Source organism: Pedobacter sp. MR22-3, from assembly GCF_026240075.1.
GTDB lineage: Bacteria > Bacteroidota > Bacteroidia > Sphingobacteriales > Sphingobacteriaceae > Pedobacter.
In genome coordinates this window covers 199804-215553 of sequence record NZ_JAPIVF010000007.1, presented here as the reverse complement: position 1 = coordinate 215553, position 15750 = coordinate 199804, and the positions used below count along the sequence as shown (strand labels likewise).

Genomic DNA, 15750 nt, shown 5'->3' with positions numbered 1-15750 from the left:
AATTTTAGGTTAAATCATATTGTTCTAACAAACGGCACAACAAAACGTTTTAAATAGCTTCCGTATAATTGTAACAGGTTGGTTTTCAGATTTACTTTTTTAATCCTTTCAGTGATCATCGCTTTAGTTTCTACATCATAATGGCATACTACATATTTTCCGTTTAAACATTCCAAACATTTATTCAATTTTTCAACAAAACACCCTTGCATTGCAGAATCATGCTATCTTTATGGCTTTTGCAAATTAATTTCAGTTTTGGCTAAAGACACGAATAAAGAAACCCCGTTAATGCAACAATACAACGCCATTAAAGCGAAGTATCCAGGTGCATTATTATTGTTCAGGGTTGGAGATTTTTACGAAACCTTTGGCGAGGATGCCATAAAAACTGCTCAGATCTTAGGCATTGTTTTAACCAGGAGAGGTACCGGACCAAATGGTGGCGCGCTCGAACTTGCCGGTTTCCCGCACCATTCTCTGGATAACTATTTGTCTAAATTGGTCAGGGCTGGTCAGCGGGTGGCCATCTGCGATCAGTTGGAAGATCCTAAAACGACAAAAACCATTGTTAAGCGTGGTGTAACTGAATTGGTTACGCCCGGGGTAGCTTATGGTGATAATATTGTAAATCAGAAATCAAATAATTTCCTGGCCTGTGTTTTCTTTGATAAGACACAACTGGGTGTTTCATTTCTGGATATTTCTACGGGTGAATTTTTAATCGCGCAGGGTAACAGCGATTATATTGATAAGCTTTTGCAGGGTTTTAAACCCACTGAGGTCATTTTTCAAAAATCTAAAAGGCAAATATTCACCGAGAACTTTGGAGACCGTTTTTACACTTTCGGTTTAGACGACTGGCCTTTTACTGCTGATTACGGGAATGAAACTTTAATGAAGCATTTCGATGTTACTTCCTTAAAGGGGTTTGGTGTAGACAGGCTTCAAAGCGGCATTGTGGCCGCTGGTGTCGTACTCCATTACCTGGGTGAAACAGAACACCGTAACCTGCAGCACATCACTTCCATCAGCAGGATCGAAGAAGACCGCTATATGTGGCTGGACAGGTTTACCATTCGTAACCTGGAACTGGTAAATTCACCAAACGACAATGCAGTAACTTTATTTGATATCCTTGATCATACCTGCACGCCAATGGGCGCCCGTTTATTGCAGAAATGGATCATTATGCCCCTGAAAGAACTGAAACCTATTCAGGAACGCCTGGGGATGGTGGATTACTTCGTGGCCAATACAGTATTGCAGGAAGAATTTCTTACCCACATCAAACAAATTGGTGATTTGGAACGGCTGATTTCCAAAGTAGGTTTACAGCGTGTCGGACCAAGAGAACTGGTAGCCTTAAAAAGGGCACTTTACCATATCGAATCTGTTAAAAAGCTTGCTGCAGATTCAAAAAATCCTTTTCTAATTAAAATTGCTGATCAGTTAAACCCTTGCCTGGCCATTCGTGATCGTATTGAAAAAGAGTTACAGCCAGAACCTCCTGCTGTTTTAATTAAGGGCAATGTGATTGCGGATGGAATAGATGAAGACCTCGACCGTTTGCGCAAAATTGCTTTTGGCGGTAAGGATTACCTGGTTCAGATTCAAAAACGTGAGGCCGAAGCGACGGGAATCCCATCTCTGAAAATTGCCTTCAATAACGTTTTTGGTTACTACCTGGAAGTTACTCACACGCACAAAGATAAAGTTCCGGAAGGCTGGATCCGTAAACAAACCCTGGTTAATGCTGAACGTTACATTACGCCTGAACTGAAGGAATATGAAGATCAGATTCTGGGAGCCGAAGAAAAGATTCAGGCGATTGAAATTCGCTTATATAATGAATTGATGTACGAAACTGCGGGTTATATAAAACCTATTCAACTCGATTCATTTCTGATTGCGCAATTAGATTGTTTGTTATGCTTCGCCCAGCTGGCTGAAAAAAATCATTATAATAAGCCGAAGGTAACTGATCATAAAGTGCTGGATATTAAAGGTGGACGCCACCCGGTGATTGAGAAGCAACTTCCTGTTGGACAGGAATATATTACCAATGATGTTTACCTGGATACAGATTCACAGCAAATCATCATGATTACCGGTCCCAATATGGCCGGTAAATCAGCAATTCTCCGTCAAACGGCATTAATTGTGTTAATGGCACAAATGGGTTCATTTGTGCCTGCAAAAGATGCGGAGGTAGGAATCGTTGATAAAATTTTCACCCGTGTGGGTGCTTCTGATAATATTTCTTCGGGCGAAAGTACATTCATGGTGGAAATGAATGAAACCGCAAGTATCCTGAATAATATTTCGGACGACAGTTTAATTTTGCTGGATGAAATCGGGCGTGGAACCAGTACGTATGATGGAATTTCCATCGCCTGGGCCATTGCGGAATTTTTACATCAACACCCAACAGCGAGGCCAAAAACGCTTTTTGCCACCCATTATCATGAATTAAATGAGCTGGCGAATACCATGCCACGCATTAAAAACTTTAATGTTTCTGTAAAGGAAATGACTAATAAGGTGATCTTTTTGAGGAAGTTAATTCCAGGGGGAAGTGAGCATAGTTTCGGTATTCACGTAGCTAAAATGGCTGGGATGCCTCCTAAATTAATTGGCCGGGCAAATGAGATTTTAAAGAAATTAGAAATCGATAGGACAGAGGGACAGAGCATTAAAGACAGTATTAAAAAAGTACAGAACCAGGCTTATCAGTTACAAATGTTCGCGATTGACGATCCTGTTCTGGTTAAAATCAGAGATACACTCAATAATTTGGATGTAAATGCATTAACACCGGTAGAGGCTTTGTTGAAACTGGATGAGATACAAAGGCTGATAAAAAATTAAGTTAGTAGAAACTACAGACTAAATTTTGCATGTTTAGCGTTTACTTGTCGAATAGCAGATAACAACGATATGATGAAAACGAAGTACTCTTTCTGGTTAATTTTAATGTTCTCCTTAATCATAACAGCTTGCGGCTCGAGAAAATATACCGTTAAAAGTGATACCAAAGCATCAAAAGCTGCCGATGCGATGGCCAATTTAAAAAGTAAGCAACTCTATAGATTTATAACCGATTGGACAGGCGTAAAATATCGTTTTGGCGGGTTGGATAAAAGTGGTATTGATTGTTCAGGTTTTGCATTTTTACTGGAGAAAGAAATCTACGGGGTAACGCTGCCACGGGTATCGCGAGACCAGGCCAGTGTAATTAAACATAAAAGCGTTGACAATTTAAAGGAAGGTGATTTGGTGTTTTTCTCCTTTGGCGGAAATAATGTTGATCATGTTGGCGTGTATTTAAATAATGGCTTTTTTGTACACGCGAGTACAAACCGTGGGGTAATTGTAGATGATTTAAATTTACCGGCTTATCAAAGAGTTCTGGTGAAATCAGGCTCAGTAAACTAAATGTTGTCTTAATCAATTCTGATTACGCCATGTGAATAACCTGGCTCCAATAGCTTAATACAAAACATGCGCATTATTATTATCTTTTGTTTATTAATCATCACCTATTCAGCTGATGCTCAGGTAAAGTTGCTGACATTAGATGATTTAGATAAACGCCTCAGCAACGGAAAGGATACCACTTATGTCATTAATTTCTGGGCGACCTGGTGCGCACCTTGTGTTGATGAATTGCCTCACTTTGAAAAGTTGCGGCTGGCCAATTTAAAGAAACCAGTGCAGGTACTCCTGGTCAGTCTGGATTTTAAATCAAAATTAGAAAGAGCGGTAATTCCATTTGTGCAAAAAAATAATATTCAGGCAGAAGTTTTCCTTCTAAATGAGCCAGATCAGCAACAGTATATCAAAAGGATTGATGAAAAATGGTCAGGTGCCATACCCGCAACTTTATTTGTAAATCAAAAAGTCAGGCGTTTCTGCGAACAGACATTTACAGAAGCGGAATTAAAAAGCAAGCTGGCAAACTTAAATTAAGAAAGTTTAAAAAATCAGGAAGCGATATGACTGTCCCTTCCTGATCATGAATTAAAATGGTGTTGGTTTATACTTTGAACTCATCAAAATTAGTTGCGGTTGCCAGCGAATACCAGTCTTCCATATCTTTCTGTAGGTCGGCAATCTTGGTATTTGCAACGGCATAAGCATCGGGGCCTAAAAATAAATGTAGAGGTGGGTTTTCGCTATCTGCAGCTGCAATGATTACCTCGCAGGCTTTGGACGGGTTGCCGGGTTGCTGGTTATTGATGTCATTTTGGTGCGCAGCTTGCGATTCACGAACTTCCTTATAAGCATCAATCGGATTTGCCGGAACTGCCAGTGAGCCTGATGTCAGGAACTCGGTCCTGAAATAACCCGGTTCAACCACCGTGGCTTTAATGCCTAATGATTTAACCTCTGCCGCAAGTGATTCTGTAAATCCTGACACGGCAAATTTAGTCGCACAGTAAATTCCAAAACCAGGAAAATTGCCTGAGAAGCCACCAATAGAGGAGATGTTGAATATATGCCCTGATTTTTGTTTTCTTAATTGTGGCAATGCCTTTCTGATCACATTTAAAGAGCCGAAAACATTTACATCAAAATTCTCACGGGCTTCCTGGTCGCTTAACTCTTCCAATGCGCCAAGCATTCCATAGCCGGCATTGTTAACCACTACATCCAGTTGTCCGAATTTGCTAATGGTCTGGCTTATGGCTTCCTCCACGCTGCTTTCTTGAATCAGGTTAACTGAAAGTGGCAGAAAGTGTTCATGATTTCCGACAGCCTTTTCCAGATCAGCTATGTTTCTGGAAGTTGCAGCAACGTGTTCACCGCGGCTTAATAATTTTTTTACTAATGTAAGTCCAAGTCCTTTTGAAGCACCTGTAACAAACCATACTTTTTTATTTTCCATGAGTTTTGTGTTTGAATTTTTATAAATGGTGATGGTTGCTGATTAATCAAAATCAGTTGAAATTGTTATTGCCTTCCAATCCTGATATTCTTTTATCAGTGCGTCAGTTTTTGTAGTTGCCCGTTGCAAAGCATCATTCCCTAAAAGTAAATGAATAGGCGGGGTTGGCATACTTGCCAGTGATATCATTGCTGCAGCGGCTTTTTCAGGATCACCGACCTGTTCACCATCCATTTTTAAATATCTGGAATGCACGGCACGAACATCTTCATAGTCGGCAATCGGATTTTTTGTCAATACCAGTGAATCGGATGTGAGAAAACTTGTTCTGAAAGCACCTGGTGCTACAACGGTAACTTTTACACAGAATGCTTTCAGGTCTTCAGCCAATACTTCTGAAAGAGCAATTACCGCTGCTTTTGCTGCCGAATACACTGCCCAGCCGGTGGCACCCGCAATACCTGCAACGGAAGCAATATTAATAATATGACCGGATCGTTGCGCTCTTAGATAAGGACTTACTTTTCTGATGACATTTAAGGTTCCGAAAACATTTATATCAAAGCTGTTTCTGGTTTCTTCATCCGTAAGTTCTTCAATACTGCCGCCAATGCCATAGCCGGCATTGTTGATGACAATGTCAATTCTTCCAAAGTGTTTAACCGTAGCTTTTATAGCCTGTTCAACACTTTGCTCATCTCCCAGATTTACTGATAACGGGAGAAATTTTTCAGCATTTGAGTGTACTGCAGCAATCAGGTCGTTAACATTTCTGGAAGTTGCCGCAACGGATTGACCCGCCTTTAATAACTGGTTCACTAAACTTAGTCCTAATCCTTTAGATGCACCTGTTACAAACCAAACTTTTTTAATTCCCATAATTTTATCCTTTTTGTTAAGACAAAATTACAGCAAGAATGACATGATGGTATTACAGGATTCAAACTGATGATTACGAAATTCAAACAATCCGGAAGGATGTAGGGGTATGGTTGGTTAATTTTTTGAAAAAGTTATTAAAATGAGTAGGTTCTTCAAACCCAAGGCAATAGCCTATTTCGGCGATATTCCAGTCGGTATGTTTAAGTAATGCCTTTGCTTCGCTAAGTAAACGCTCTGAAATATAGTGTGTGGTTGTACGTCCGGTAGTTTCCTTAATTGCCCTGTTCAGGTGATTCACATGAACAGAAAGTTGCCTGGCATAGTCTTTTGCAGAACGCATGGTAAGCCGCTGCGAAGTATTTTCAATCGGAAACTGCCGCTCCAGAAGTTCGGTAAAAACAGCCGTAATCCGTGAGTTGGCATCGGGATGTTTATATAAGGCTTCTGAAGGATTGCTTTTAAGTGCAAAGTGTGTGATTTCGGTGGTATAATTTCTCAACAGGTCATATTTGTAGATATAATCACTGTTGATCTCTTCCAGCATTTTCTCAAAAACAGATGAAATCAGTTGATCCTGTTGCTGGTCTAATACATAAGCCGGCTTTCCACCCAAAGCGAACATGGGTAAATCTCCAATGTGGCCACGCATTTTTTCGTTAAAAAAAGCCTCGGTAAAAATGCAGAAGTAGCCACGTACGTCAGCAATGTTTCCGCTTGCGAGCTCCCAGGTGTAAGGTACCTGCGGATTAAAAAACATTAAAGCCGTGCCGTTAATCTCTACGCTTTTATCAGCATAATGATAAATGTTATGCCCCCTGTTCAATGCTATTTTATAAAAATCTCTCCGACTGTAATTCATGGGTGGTTTATCATCCCCAAGGCAGTCTTCCAGTTTAAAGACATTGAAATGGCCCATATCTTTCTGCAGATTATCAGGGAGGAAATCAAATTTATTCTGATAGAATTGTTCAAGGCTTTCAATTGTACTCATGGGGCAAAGTTACAAAATTCAAACTAATAACAGCAGTATTCATGATCTGTACCGTTTAGGATCGTTACGGTGGCATCAAACCCGCTATAGTTGCTGATGCGTTTATAAGTGCGCTGGAAAAAGATGAGTTTGAAATTCGTGTTGGAGATACTGCAAAATTTATGAGTTGTTCAGGCAATCACCTTTAGCGGCTTTAGATGTAATGAATACGAGTAGAAAAATATGATTGGAGACTAAAAGATCAGTTGCTTCAGGCGGTTAAGAAGTTTTACGCTTTACATACCATAAATAAGCACAGGAATTGGCACCTTTGCGGCGTTAAGTAAAAACCATTGCATTGAAATTTTAGATTGATGCCTTACCTGTACACAGGAGAAAATTAAAAAAAATAGAATGAAACGAGTAGTTGTAACTGGATTAGGGGCCATAACCCCACTTGGAAATACGATAGATAGCTTTTGGAAAAATATTTTAGCTGGCAAAAGCGGAGTGGGTCCGATCACTAAGTTTGACACCAGCAAGTTTAAAACCCATTTTGCTGCTGAGGTAAAGGACTTTGACGCCACTTCATTTATTGAGAAGAAGGAAATTAAAAAGTACGATTTATTTACGCAGTATGCAGTTGCCTCAACTGATCAGGCCATTGCCGATGCAGGGTTGGATTTTACCATCATGACAGATGATCAGCTTGCAGAAGTCGGGGTTATCTGGGCTACCGGAAATGGAGGGATTTCTACCTTCGAGCAACAGCTGGCCGAATTTCACCAGGGCGATAAGACACCAAGATTTAATCCGTACTTTATCCCGAAGATGATTGTTGATATTGCTGCAGGGGTGGTTTCTATCCGTCATAAACTCCGTGGGCCAAATTATTGCACGGTTTCGGCTTGCGCCTCCTCCAATACGGCTATTATCAGTGCTTTTGATACGATTCGCTTAGGTAAAGCCAATATCATGGTTGCCGGAGGTTCAGAAGCAGCTATAACTGAAGCTTCTGTTGGTGGTTTTAACGCCGCACAGGCACTTTCTAAAAGAAATGACAGTCCTGAAACGGCATCAAGACCATTTGACGAAACACGCGATGGTTTTGTAATGGGAGAAGGTGCCGGAGCATTAATTCTGGAAGAGCTGGATCATGCCATCAATCGTGGTGCTCATATTTATGCTGAAATTGTAGGCGGAGGAATGGCCGCCGATGCTTACCATTTAACCGGAACACCTCCCGATGGTTTAGGTGCTTCATTGGGCATGAAAAAAGCTTTACATGATGCAGGCATCACAGCGGATAAGATTGATTATATTAATGCTCATGCCACATCCACAGGTTTGGGTGATCTTAGTGAATTAAATGCGGTAAAAACAGTATTCGGAAATTTACCTGTGATCATCGGTGCCACCAAATCAATGACAGGCCATTTACTGGGTGCAGCAGGTGCCGTTGAGAGCCTGATCAGTATATTGGCCATCAGGGATGGAATCATTCCGCCAACAATCAATACCGAAAAACTGGATGAGAAAATCCCCCAGGGTCTGAATATTGTTCTTGCAGAACCCATTAAAAAAGAGATCAACTATGTACTTAACAATACCTTTGGTTTCGGTGGTCATGTGGCGAGTACAATTTTCAAAAAATACGAAGGATAATTATTTATCCATTAAAAGGTTAACCAGTTCTTTTAATTCTTCGAGTTCTTGCTCTAGTTTTGAAATACGATTTTCCAGTTCTTCATTGGACTGGAAAATTGTTGCTTGAGGAGCTGCCTGTTCAGTCTCCTGGGGTTCGGCTTGGTCTCCCAGTAAATGTGCAAACCGTGCTTCTTTCTGACCGGTTCTTTTAGGCAGTTGTTTAACAAATGGCTGCGTTTCTTCAGAGAGTTTTTGTAACTGCTCCAAAACTTCCTCAATACTGTCAAATTCATAAAGCCTGGCAGCATTGCTGTTTATTTCCCCAGGCGTCAGTGGTCCGCGCAGCATCAACAGGCACAGGATAGAAAGCGCAGCGGGCACCAGCGGATATACAATTCCAAGGTTATGTTTATATTTAATTGTTCTGCTTGAACCTCCTGTTACAGTAGAAATTAAACCTTTTATTTTAAGTGAATTCAAGGTCAGCGTAATGGTTTCTTCATCATAATTCACCACAGGGTTTCTGGCGCTTTTTTGGTTACAGGCCGCAGTCAGGCTGTTTAATGTCATGGGATAATAATCAGGAGTGGTTCTGCTTTTTTCAATCAGTGAACCTAATACGCGTTGTTCTGCTGCAGATAAATCAGGCAGTGCTTTCATCTCTTCCATTGGGTAAAAATAGAAAATGGTATCAGATTTTATGAAATCATTTAACAAATAGTTTTTTCTGAATTTTAAGCATTAGGTGAAAGGCTGTTGATTTCAATCTAATATTTAACAGGATTAAGATCAGAACATTCAAAGACACATCGAAACATAAATATTACCGGATAGAATTATTCTAAATTCCTGATGAGGGTAATTTTAAGATTAATATTCCCGATATTTAAAACTGCACCATTTTTACAAAACATATTTTATGCACTCATCTGATTCGAAAAATAATCAGGGCGACAGCAGGAGGGATTTTCTTAAAAAAAGCTCACTGATCACTGCCGTGGCCCTTACTCCAACAATAGCTTTAAAAGCGGCAGAAGGCCAGGCTGATGAACGTTTTGCCGAACTTTTTGAAAGAATTCCCTTAAATCTTACGGTAAATAATCAAACTTACCAGGCTTCTGTGGAGCCCCGGGTTACATTGCTGGATTATCTTCGTGAAGAACTACATCTCACCGGTACCAAGAAGGGTTGTGATCATGGCCAGTGCGGAGCCTGTACGGTGCATGTTGACGGAGAACGGGTCAATTCGTGCTTAAGCCTTGCGGTGATGAATGAAGGTAAAGAAATCACCACCATCGAAGGCCTGGCCAATGGCGATGAACTTCATCCGATGCAGGCTGCTTTTATTAAACATGATGGTTTCCAGTGCGGCTATTGTACGCCCGGGCAGATTATGTCGGCGGTGGCCTGCGTAAATGAAGGACATACAAATTCACGTTCAGAAATCAGTGAATATATGAGTGGAAATATTTGCAGGTGTGGTGCTTACCCTAATATTGTTGATGCCATTGTTGAAGTATCGAAAGGAGGAAATAAAATATGATTAACTTTCAATACTTAAGAACAACGACTTCAAAATCTGCACTGAGCTTAATATCAAAGGATAAAAATGCGAAGTTCCTGGCTGGTGGTACCAATCTCATTGATCTGATGAAACGTGGAGTAGCTACACCAGAAAAACTGATCGATATTAACCATGTACCGTTGAAACAAATCGAACTGGTGGGTGATACCATTATTATTGGTGCACTGGCCTCTAATACGGCTGTTGCGGAGCATCCGCTAATCAAAGAAAAACTTCCCTTGCTGGCCATGGCATTAAATGCAGGTGCATCTGCTCAGTTGCGTAATGTGGCCACTGTTGGCGGAAACATGATGCAGCGAACCCGCTGTGGCTATTTCTATGATACTGAAATGCCCTGCAATAAACGCCAGCCGGGTTCGGGCTGTGGGGCTATAGGTGGTTTCAACAGGATGCATGCTATTTTTGGAACATCAGAAAAATGCATTGCTGTTCATCCAAGTGATATGTGCGTGGCACTAATTGCTTTAGATGCGATAGTTGTACTGGCTAATCCGAAAGGAGAGCGTAAAATATTATTTAAAGATTTTCATCGCCTGGCAGGAGATACGCCACAGCTGGACAATAACTTAAAGGCTGATGAAATGATCATCAGATTGGAGATTCCAGTTAACCAACTGGCTAAAAATTTCCACTACCTGAAGGTGAGAGACCGGGCATCATACGCCTTTGCACTGGTTTCAGTTGCAGCGGCATTAGAAATTTCAGCCGATCATAAAATTACTGAAGTGAGGCTTTCAATGGGCGGAGTGGCACATAAACCCTGGCGTTTAACAGCATCAGAAAACTTCCTTAAAGGGAAGGAAGCTTCTGTTACCAATTTTGAAGAAGCCGCAAAACTGGCGATGAAAGATGCAAAAGGCTTTGGTGAAAATGATTTCAAAATCAGGATGGCACCCAATTCAATTATAGAAGCGTTAACCGTAGCAACATCAAAGGCTTAATCATGGAAAAAAGAATTTTGAAAGATGAAAATGACCGTGTTGACGGAATATTCAAAGTAACGGGAAAAGCTAAATATTTTGCAGAGTACGCGCTTCCAGGGCTCACCTATGGTGTACTTGTCACCAGTACGATCACCAAGGGTAAGATCACAACGCTTAATACAAAAGCTGCTGAGAAGGCCCCAGGGGTAATGGCAGTACTTTCTCATTTAAATAAGCCATCGGCACCAGGTTATGAGCAAGATGGCGGTTCTCCGCTGAAGATCTTTTATACAGATAAAATCTTTTATAACGGACAACCTATTGCCATGGTGGTTGCCAATACTTTTGAAAGAGCTACTTACGCCGCATCACTGGTTGAGGCAACCTATACAAAAGAACAATTTAATACTGATTTTGATAAAGCTGTGGCTGATGCTAAAGCCAAAAAACTGCAGGGACAGCCTGATTATAAACGTGGTGTAGAGGATGCCTATAAAACTGCTGAAGTTAAAATTGAGGAAAAATATCATTTGCCTATCGAAACGCATAACCCGATGGAATTGCATGGCATGATTGCCGATTGGCGACCAAACAATCAGTTGACCGTTTATGCGAAAACCCAGGGCGTAAAGGCCACTCAGGGAACCATTGCCAACGTTTTTAAAATCCCTAATGAAAATATCCGGGTGAATTCAGAATTTGTAGGTGGGGGCTTCGGTATGGCATTGAGGACCTGGCCGGTAGAAATCGCAACCATAATGGCCTCCAAACATATTGGGAAGCCTGTTAAACTGATGCTGACCAGAATGCAGATGTTTACGATGGTAGGGAATCGCCCTGCAGCCATTCAAACGATCGGTCTGGGGGCTAAAAAAGACGGAACGCTCACAGGAATTACACACCGTGCTTTTGGTGAAACTTCCGTTTACGAGAATTTCACTGAAGGGGTGGTGAATATGGCGAAATTTATGTATCAGTGCGATAATGTGAATACCCAGTACACGGTTGTGCCGGTGGATTTGGGTGTGCCCATCTGGATGCGCGGACCTGGAGAAGCCACAGGTGCATTTGCATTGGAGAGTGCAATAGATGAAATGGCACATGCACTGGATATGGACCCGCTGGAATTCAGAATTAAAAATGATCCGGAGCGGGATCAGCAAAGAAATCTGCCCTTCTCCGATAAAAATATTAAGGAAGCCTATCGCATCGGTGCACAGAAAATTGGCTGGAACGAAAGAAAAAATAAACCTGGAAGCCTGATTGAAGGCCAATGGAAAACAGGTTATGGTGTAAGTATAGGCGTTTTTAACGCTAACAGGGGAAGAGCCAGCGTGAAAGGAATTTTAAAAGCTGATGGTTCCTTGGTACTGCAAAGCGCAACCAGCGATATCGGGCCTGGTACAGGAACCGGCATGACATTGATTGCCAGTAAATTAATGAATATTCCGGCCGATAGAATTACTTTTGAACTGGGCGACTCTTCTCTGCCTCCCGCACCAAGTCAGGGTGGTTCTGCTACGCTTTCTACTGTAGGTTCAGCCGTGAATGATGTTTGTGTAGCCTTGAAATCTACTATAGCGGAGTTAGCTGCTAACGCGAATATGGATGCCACCTCAAATTTTGTGGAGGTATTGAAAAAGAATAATCTGCCATCTGTTGAAATGACCAAGCAAAGCCAGGCAGGAAAAGAAAGGGAAGCTTATTCGATGTATTCATTCTCCATTCATTTCGTTAAAGTAAAAGTACATGGCTTAACCGGAGTAGTGAAAGTGGATAAAATTGTGTCTGTTGGCGATTCCGGAACCATTGTAAGTCCGAAAACAGCCCGTAGCCAAATGGTGGGCGGTGCTGTGGGTGGGGTTGGAATGGCTTTAACTGAAGAATCCGTTATTGATCACCGCTATGGAAGGTATATTAACAATAACTTTGCAGACTATCATGTGCCGGTGAATGCAGATATTCCCGAAATTGAAGTTCATTTTATAAACAAACCTGATCCTTACATTAATCCGATGGGAGCTAAGGGAATGGGTGAAATTGCACTGATTGGTTTTTCTGCCGCTGTGGCCAATGCCGTATTCAATGCCACCGGGAAAAGAATCAGAAACTTACCGATTACGCCTGATAAAATTCTGGCTTCCACTTAAATGTAACTGATGGTTGTGCCGCTCTGATTGGGCAACTTCAATAAAAAAGGGGCGGATTTCAATAGAAAATCCGCCCCTTTTATTATGCAATGAACTTATTTTGCAGATGATTTTCCACTATATGTTGCCGCTAATTTAAGTGCTTCATAAGCATTTACTACACCGCCACTGATACATAGATCGGAGAAAGGGACAGAAACATTTTCTGCATTTTCATCATCACTTTTTTTGTATGATACATTGTGGTTAACCTTCGTTACTGATTTTACAATGATTTCCTTTACCTGCGCAGCAGATAATTTTGGATAGTAAGAACGGATTAATCCGGCTAAACCAGCAACCACAGGAGAGGCCATACTGGTTCCGTCCAAATCCTTGTATTTAGACCCGGGAACGGTAGAATGGATTTTAACGCCGGGTGCAAACACATCCACCTGCGTTTTACCAAAATTAGAGAAACTTGCTTTTAATGTTTCATCATCCTTCGGGCCAGATGCACCAACCGTTATCCATGAGGCAATGGTTTTCTCATCTAAATCCTTGTGGTTAGGGAAGTTGTTCTCCGTATCGATGTCTTTATTTTCATTACCTGCAGCCTGTACAATCAACACATCTTTTGAAGCCGCATATTTCATCGCATCATTTACAATAGCTTTATCCCAGCTATAAGCTTTGCCGAAACTCATGTTGATCACCTTGGCACCATTATCTACTGCATAGCGGATCCCATTGGCTACATCTTTATCACGCTCATCACCATTGGGTGTACATCTTACGCCCATAATGGCTACATTATCGGCAACACCTATGATCCCGATATTATTGGTTCTGTCAGCCGCAATAATACCGGCCACGTGTGATCCGTGCATGGCATCAGGTCCGGTTACATCATTATTACCATAGAACTTTTCTTTAGGGTTATCGGGATTATCGCCTACAATCGCTCTTGGGTTGTAATCTAAATTCAGGTTGTATTTAGCCTGACGGGTGTAATAATCCACACCTTCCTGAATCTGGTTCTCATAAAAATCTTTAAAGCTGCCGCTTGCCAGTTGCTGTAGCATCACTCCCTGGATACGTGTTTCAATATCATTGGCAGGCTTGAAGTTTTTGAAATCTTCGGCAGTTGGGTTTTCCTTGCCAATTTTCTTCACCACTCCGTCCAAAGCATTTTTGAAACCAGAAATCCCTGCCAGGCCTTGTTTTGCTTCAGCCAGTTGTTTTTCCAGATCAGCCCTCATGGATTTAAAGGCTTCCCAGTCTTTTTTATCTTTTTCTGCAACGTTAGCATCGGTGGTATTGGCAAAACGTGCCTGATCACGGCGAACTAAACGGGTGAGTTCCAATGTCTCAAAATTCACAGACTCTTTCGGACCTCCGATAAAGTTCCAGCCATGAATATCATCTATGTAGCCATTCTTATCATCATCCTTACCATTTCCGGCAATCTCTTTGGCATTTACCCACATGATGCGCTTTAGATCTTCATGCATTGCATCAACACCACCATCATTTACGGCAACAATAACTTTAGTTGATTTTTTACCTTTAAGCAATTCTTTATACGCTTTCTCTGTACTGATTCCAAATGTTGAATCGGTTTTCAGATCAAGATTTTGCCAGTTTGCCTTCTGCGCACTGGCAAATAAAGGAACCGCAATAACAAATGCACCGGTTAACAGCACATTAAAAATTCTATTCTTATTCATTTGTGTTTTTTTGATTTAAACGGTGAAAGATAATTTTAATTTTTTTCTTTCACATAAATTATGCTAAAAATGATTTTTTGCAAACTTTATAAATAAAAAAAAATCCCATGTAAATTGGGATTTTTCTGATACATGCCATTTGGCAAATGTTATTTTAAACCTAAGGCAATCTTTTTAGCCATCTCATCATGTTGTTCAATAGTGGCCAGTGTTTTAGTTGCCCAGGTTTTCAGGCCAGAATCTTTATTGGAAATACCTTCTTTAAATAAGGCAATGGTTTTCTCATGATCGGTAACCATCATGCCCATATAATGTTTATCAAATGCTGCACCTTTAATTTTTTTCATCTCATCAAGATGAATCTGATCATCTGCAGGTAAGGCATCAGGTGTGATTACTTTTTTCTTAACCGCAAATTCTTTTAGTTCTTTATTGGCTTTAGTGTGGTCTTCCAGCATTTTTGCAGCGAAATCCTTTACCTCCTGGCTTGAAGCATTTTTTTGTGCAATTTTGGCGGCCTCCACTTCCATAATACCACCCACTGCGGCTTTTCTCAAGAAATTCGCACCAGCCTCATCAATACCGGATTCTACCACTTCCGATCCGGCAACATGATTCCCATTAACCATAGTGGTATCACCGCTAACGCTGTCTTTTGTGGTAGAAGATTTCTTGTCTGCGGTTTGGCAAGCCTGAAAACTCATGGACGCTGCAACTATCGTTGATAAAATAAATATCTTTTTCATGTTAATCTATTTGTTTTTGATATTTAACTTAACAAGCGTTGCAGGAAAAGGTTTGCTATGCTGGTACAGGATCGGTAGCGGAACGTTCTTACAAAAATGATCACACTCGATAGATCCTCTTCCGGACTAGAGCAGTTGGCCTGGCAATGGCGTGAAGCAATCTCTTTCAAAAAAGATTTTAATAAAGAATCAGTCGGCTAGAGCCATACTGTACGAAGATACCTTTAATCGTCGTCATTCCTGAGGA

13 protein-coding genes are annotated in these 15750 nt (G+C 41.0%); 7 read left to right on the top strand and 6 right to left on the bottom strand.

What is annotated here, in order from left to right; all coding sequences use genetic code 11:
* Nucleotides 1-291 precede the first annotated feature (291 nt).
* The 3 genes from mutS (at nt 292) to OQ267_RS18855 (ending at nt 3972) form a co-directional block, all read left to right on the top strand.
* Nucleotides 292-2871 carry a DNA mismatch repair protein MutS gene (gene mutS / locus OQ267_RS18865; protein WP_265837476.1) on the top strand — a complete coding sequence of 860 codons (2580 nt, stop codon included), beginning with the start codon at nt 292-294 and terminating at the stop codon, nt 2869-2871.
* A gap of 69 nt (nt 2872-2940) precedes the next feature.
* Nucleotides 2941-3438, top strand: coding sequence for a C40 family peptidase (locus OQ267_RS18860; RefSeq protein ID WP_265837475.1), 498 nt, complete (start codon nt 2941-2943; stop codon nt 3436-3438).
* A gap of 66 nt (nt 3439-3504) precedes the next feature.
* Nucleotides 3505-3972 (top strand): TlpA disulfide reductase family protein, encoded by a 468-nt coding sequence (locus OQ267_RS18855; protein ID WP_265837473.1) that lies wholly within the window; start codon nt 3505-3507, stop codon nt 3970-3972.
* A gap of 67 nt (nt 3973-4039) precedes the next feature.
* On the opposite strand, the gene OQ267_RS18850 is transcribed toward OQ267_RS18855, so the two are convergent.
* From OQ267_RS18850 to OQ267_RS18840, 3 genes are all read right to left on the bottom strand, one after another.
* Nucleotides 4040-4891, bottom strand: a complete 852-nt coding sequence (locus OQ267_RS18850; protein WP_265837472.1) for an SDR family oxidoreductase — start codon at nt 4889-4891, stop codon at nt 4040-4042.
* A 42-nt stretch (nt 4892-4933) separates the two neighbouring features.
* A complete protein-coding gene (locus OQ267_RS18845; protein ID WP_265837470.1) occupies nt 4934-5770 on the bottom strand; it encodes an SDR family NAD(P)-dependent oxidoreductase in 837 nt (278 codons plus the stop codon).
* An 82-nt stretch (nt 5771-5852) separates the two neighbouring features.
* Nucleotides 5853-6764 (bottom strand): helix-turn-helix domain-containing protein, encoded by a 912-nt coding sequence (locus OQ267_RS18840; RefSeq protein ID WP_265818000.1) that lies wholly within the window; start codon nt 6762-6764, stop codon nt 5853-5855.
* 393 nt (nt 6765-7157) lie between these two features.
* On the opposite strand from OQ267_RS18840, the gene fabF reads away from it, so the two are divergent.
* Nucleotides 7158-8408, top strand: a complete 1251-nt coding sequence (gene fabF / locus OQ267_RS18835; RefSeq protein ID WP_265837469.1) for a beta-ketoacyl-ACP synthase II — start codon at nt 7158-7160, stop codon at nt 8406-8408.
* Here the strand turns inward: fabF and OQ267_RS18830 are convergent, their stop codons facing one another.
* On the bottom strand, nt 8409-9059 hold the full coding sequence (locus tag OQ267_RS18830; RefSeq protein ID WP_265837468.1) for a YceH family protein: 651 nt from the start codon (nt 9057-9059) through the stop codon (nt 8409-8411). It abuts the gene before it with no gap.
* Nucleotides 9060-9309: 250 nt separating this feature from the next.
* Here OQ267_RS18830 and OQ267_RS18825 point away from each other — a divergent pair, with 250 nt between their 5' ends.
* From OQ267_RS18825 to OQ267_RS18815, 3 genes are read left to right on the top strand one after another with little or no spacing between them, the layout of a single operon-like run.
* Nucleotides 9310-9933, top strand: a complete 624-nt coding sequence (locus OQ267_RS18825) for a (2Fe-2S)-binding protein (protein ID WP_265837466.1) — start codon at nt 9310-9312, stop codon at nt 9931-9933.
* Nucleotides 9930-10916, top strand: a complete 987-nt coding sequence (locus OQ267_RS18820) for an FAD binding domain-containing protein (protein ID WP_265837464.1) — start codon at nt 9930-9932, stop codon at nt 10914-10916. The genes OQ267_RS18825 and OQ267_RS18820 overlap by 4 nt, the downstream gene beginning before the upstream one ends.
* Before the next feature lie 2 nt (nt 10917-10918).
* A complete protein-coding gene (locus tag OQ267_RS18815; RefSeq protein ID WP_265837462.1) occupies nt 10919-13048 on the top strand; it encodes a xanthine dehydrogenase family protein molybdopterin-binding subunit in 2130 nt (709 codons plus the stop codon).
* Nucleotides 13049-13143: 95 nt separating this feature from the next.
* On the opposite strand, the gene OQ267_RS18810 is transcribed toward OQ267_RS18815, so the two are convergent.
* A complete protein-coding gene (locus OQ267_RS18810; protein ID WP_265837461.1) occupies nt 13144-14757 on the bottom strand; it encodes a S8 family peptidase in 1614 nt (537 codons plus the stop codon).
* Nucleotides 14758-14906: 149 nt separating this feature from the next.
* Entirely contained in the window at nt 14907-15503 is a 597-nt protein-coding gene (locus OQ267_RS18805) for a DUF4142 domain-containing protein (protein WP_265837460.1), read from the bottom strand.
* Nucleotides 15504-15750 lie beyond the last annotated feature (247 nt).

What these genes read in the sequence shown, in the direction of transcription:
- OQ267_RS18805 (WP_265837460.1), bottom strand. Translation starts at nt 15,503, where the DNA reads ATGAAAAAGATATTTATTTTATCAACGATAGTTGCAGCGTCCATGAGT.
- OQ267_RS18830 (WP_265837468.1), bottom strand. Translation starts at nt 9,059, where the DNA reads ATGGAAGAGATGAAAGCACTGCCTGATTTATCTGCAGCAGAACAACGC.
- OQ267_RS18825 (WP_265837466.1), top strand. Translation starts at nt 9,310, where the DNA reads ATGCACTCATCTGATTCGAAAAATAATCAGGGCGACAGCAGGAGGGAT.
- OQ267_RS18855 (WP_265837473.1), top strand. Translation starts at nt 3,505, where the DNA reads ATGCGCATTATTATTATCTTTTGTTTATTAATCATCACCTATTCAGCT.
- OQ267_RS18815 (WP_265837462.1), top strand. Translation starts at nt 10,919, where the DNA reads ATGGAAAAAAGAATTTTGAAAGATGAAAATGACCGTGTTGACGGAATA.
- OQ267_RS18860 (WP_265837475.1), top strand. Translation starts at nt 2,941, where the DNA reads ATGATGAAAACGAAGTACTCTTTCTGGTTAATTTTAATGTTCTCCTTA.
- OQ267_RS18810 (WP_265837461.1), bottom strand. Translation starts at nt 14,757, where the DNA reads ATGAATAAGAATAGAATTTTTAATGTGCTGTTAACCGGTGCATTTGTT.
- OQ267_RS18850 (WP_265837472.1), bottom strand. Translation starts at nt 4,891, where the DNA reads ATGGAAAATAAAAAAGTATGGTTTGTTACAGGTGCTTCAAAAGGACTT.
- fabF (WP_265837469.1), top strand. Translation starts at nt 7,158, where the DNA reads ATGAAACGAGTAGTTGTAACTGGATTAGGGGCCATAACCCCACTTGGA.
- OQ267_RS18820 (WP_265837464.1), top strand. Translation starts at nt 9,930, where the DNA reads ATGATTAACTTTCAATACTTAAGAACAACGACTTCAAAATCTGCACTG.
- OQ267_RS18840 (WP_265818000.1), bottom strand. Translation starts at nt 6,764, where the DNA reads ATGAGTACAATTGAAAGCCTTGAACAATTCTATCAGAATAAATTTGAT.
- mutS (WP_265837476.1), top strand. Translation starts at nt 292, where the DNA reads ATGCAACAATACAACGCCATTAAAGCGAAGTATCCAGGTGCATTATTA.
- OQ267_RS18845 (WP_265837470.1), bottom strand. Translation starts at nt 5,770, where the DNA reads ATGGGAATTAAAAAAGTTTGGTTTGTAACAGGTGCATCTAAAGGATTA.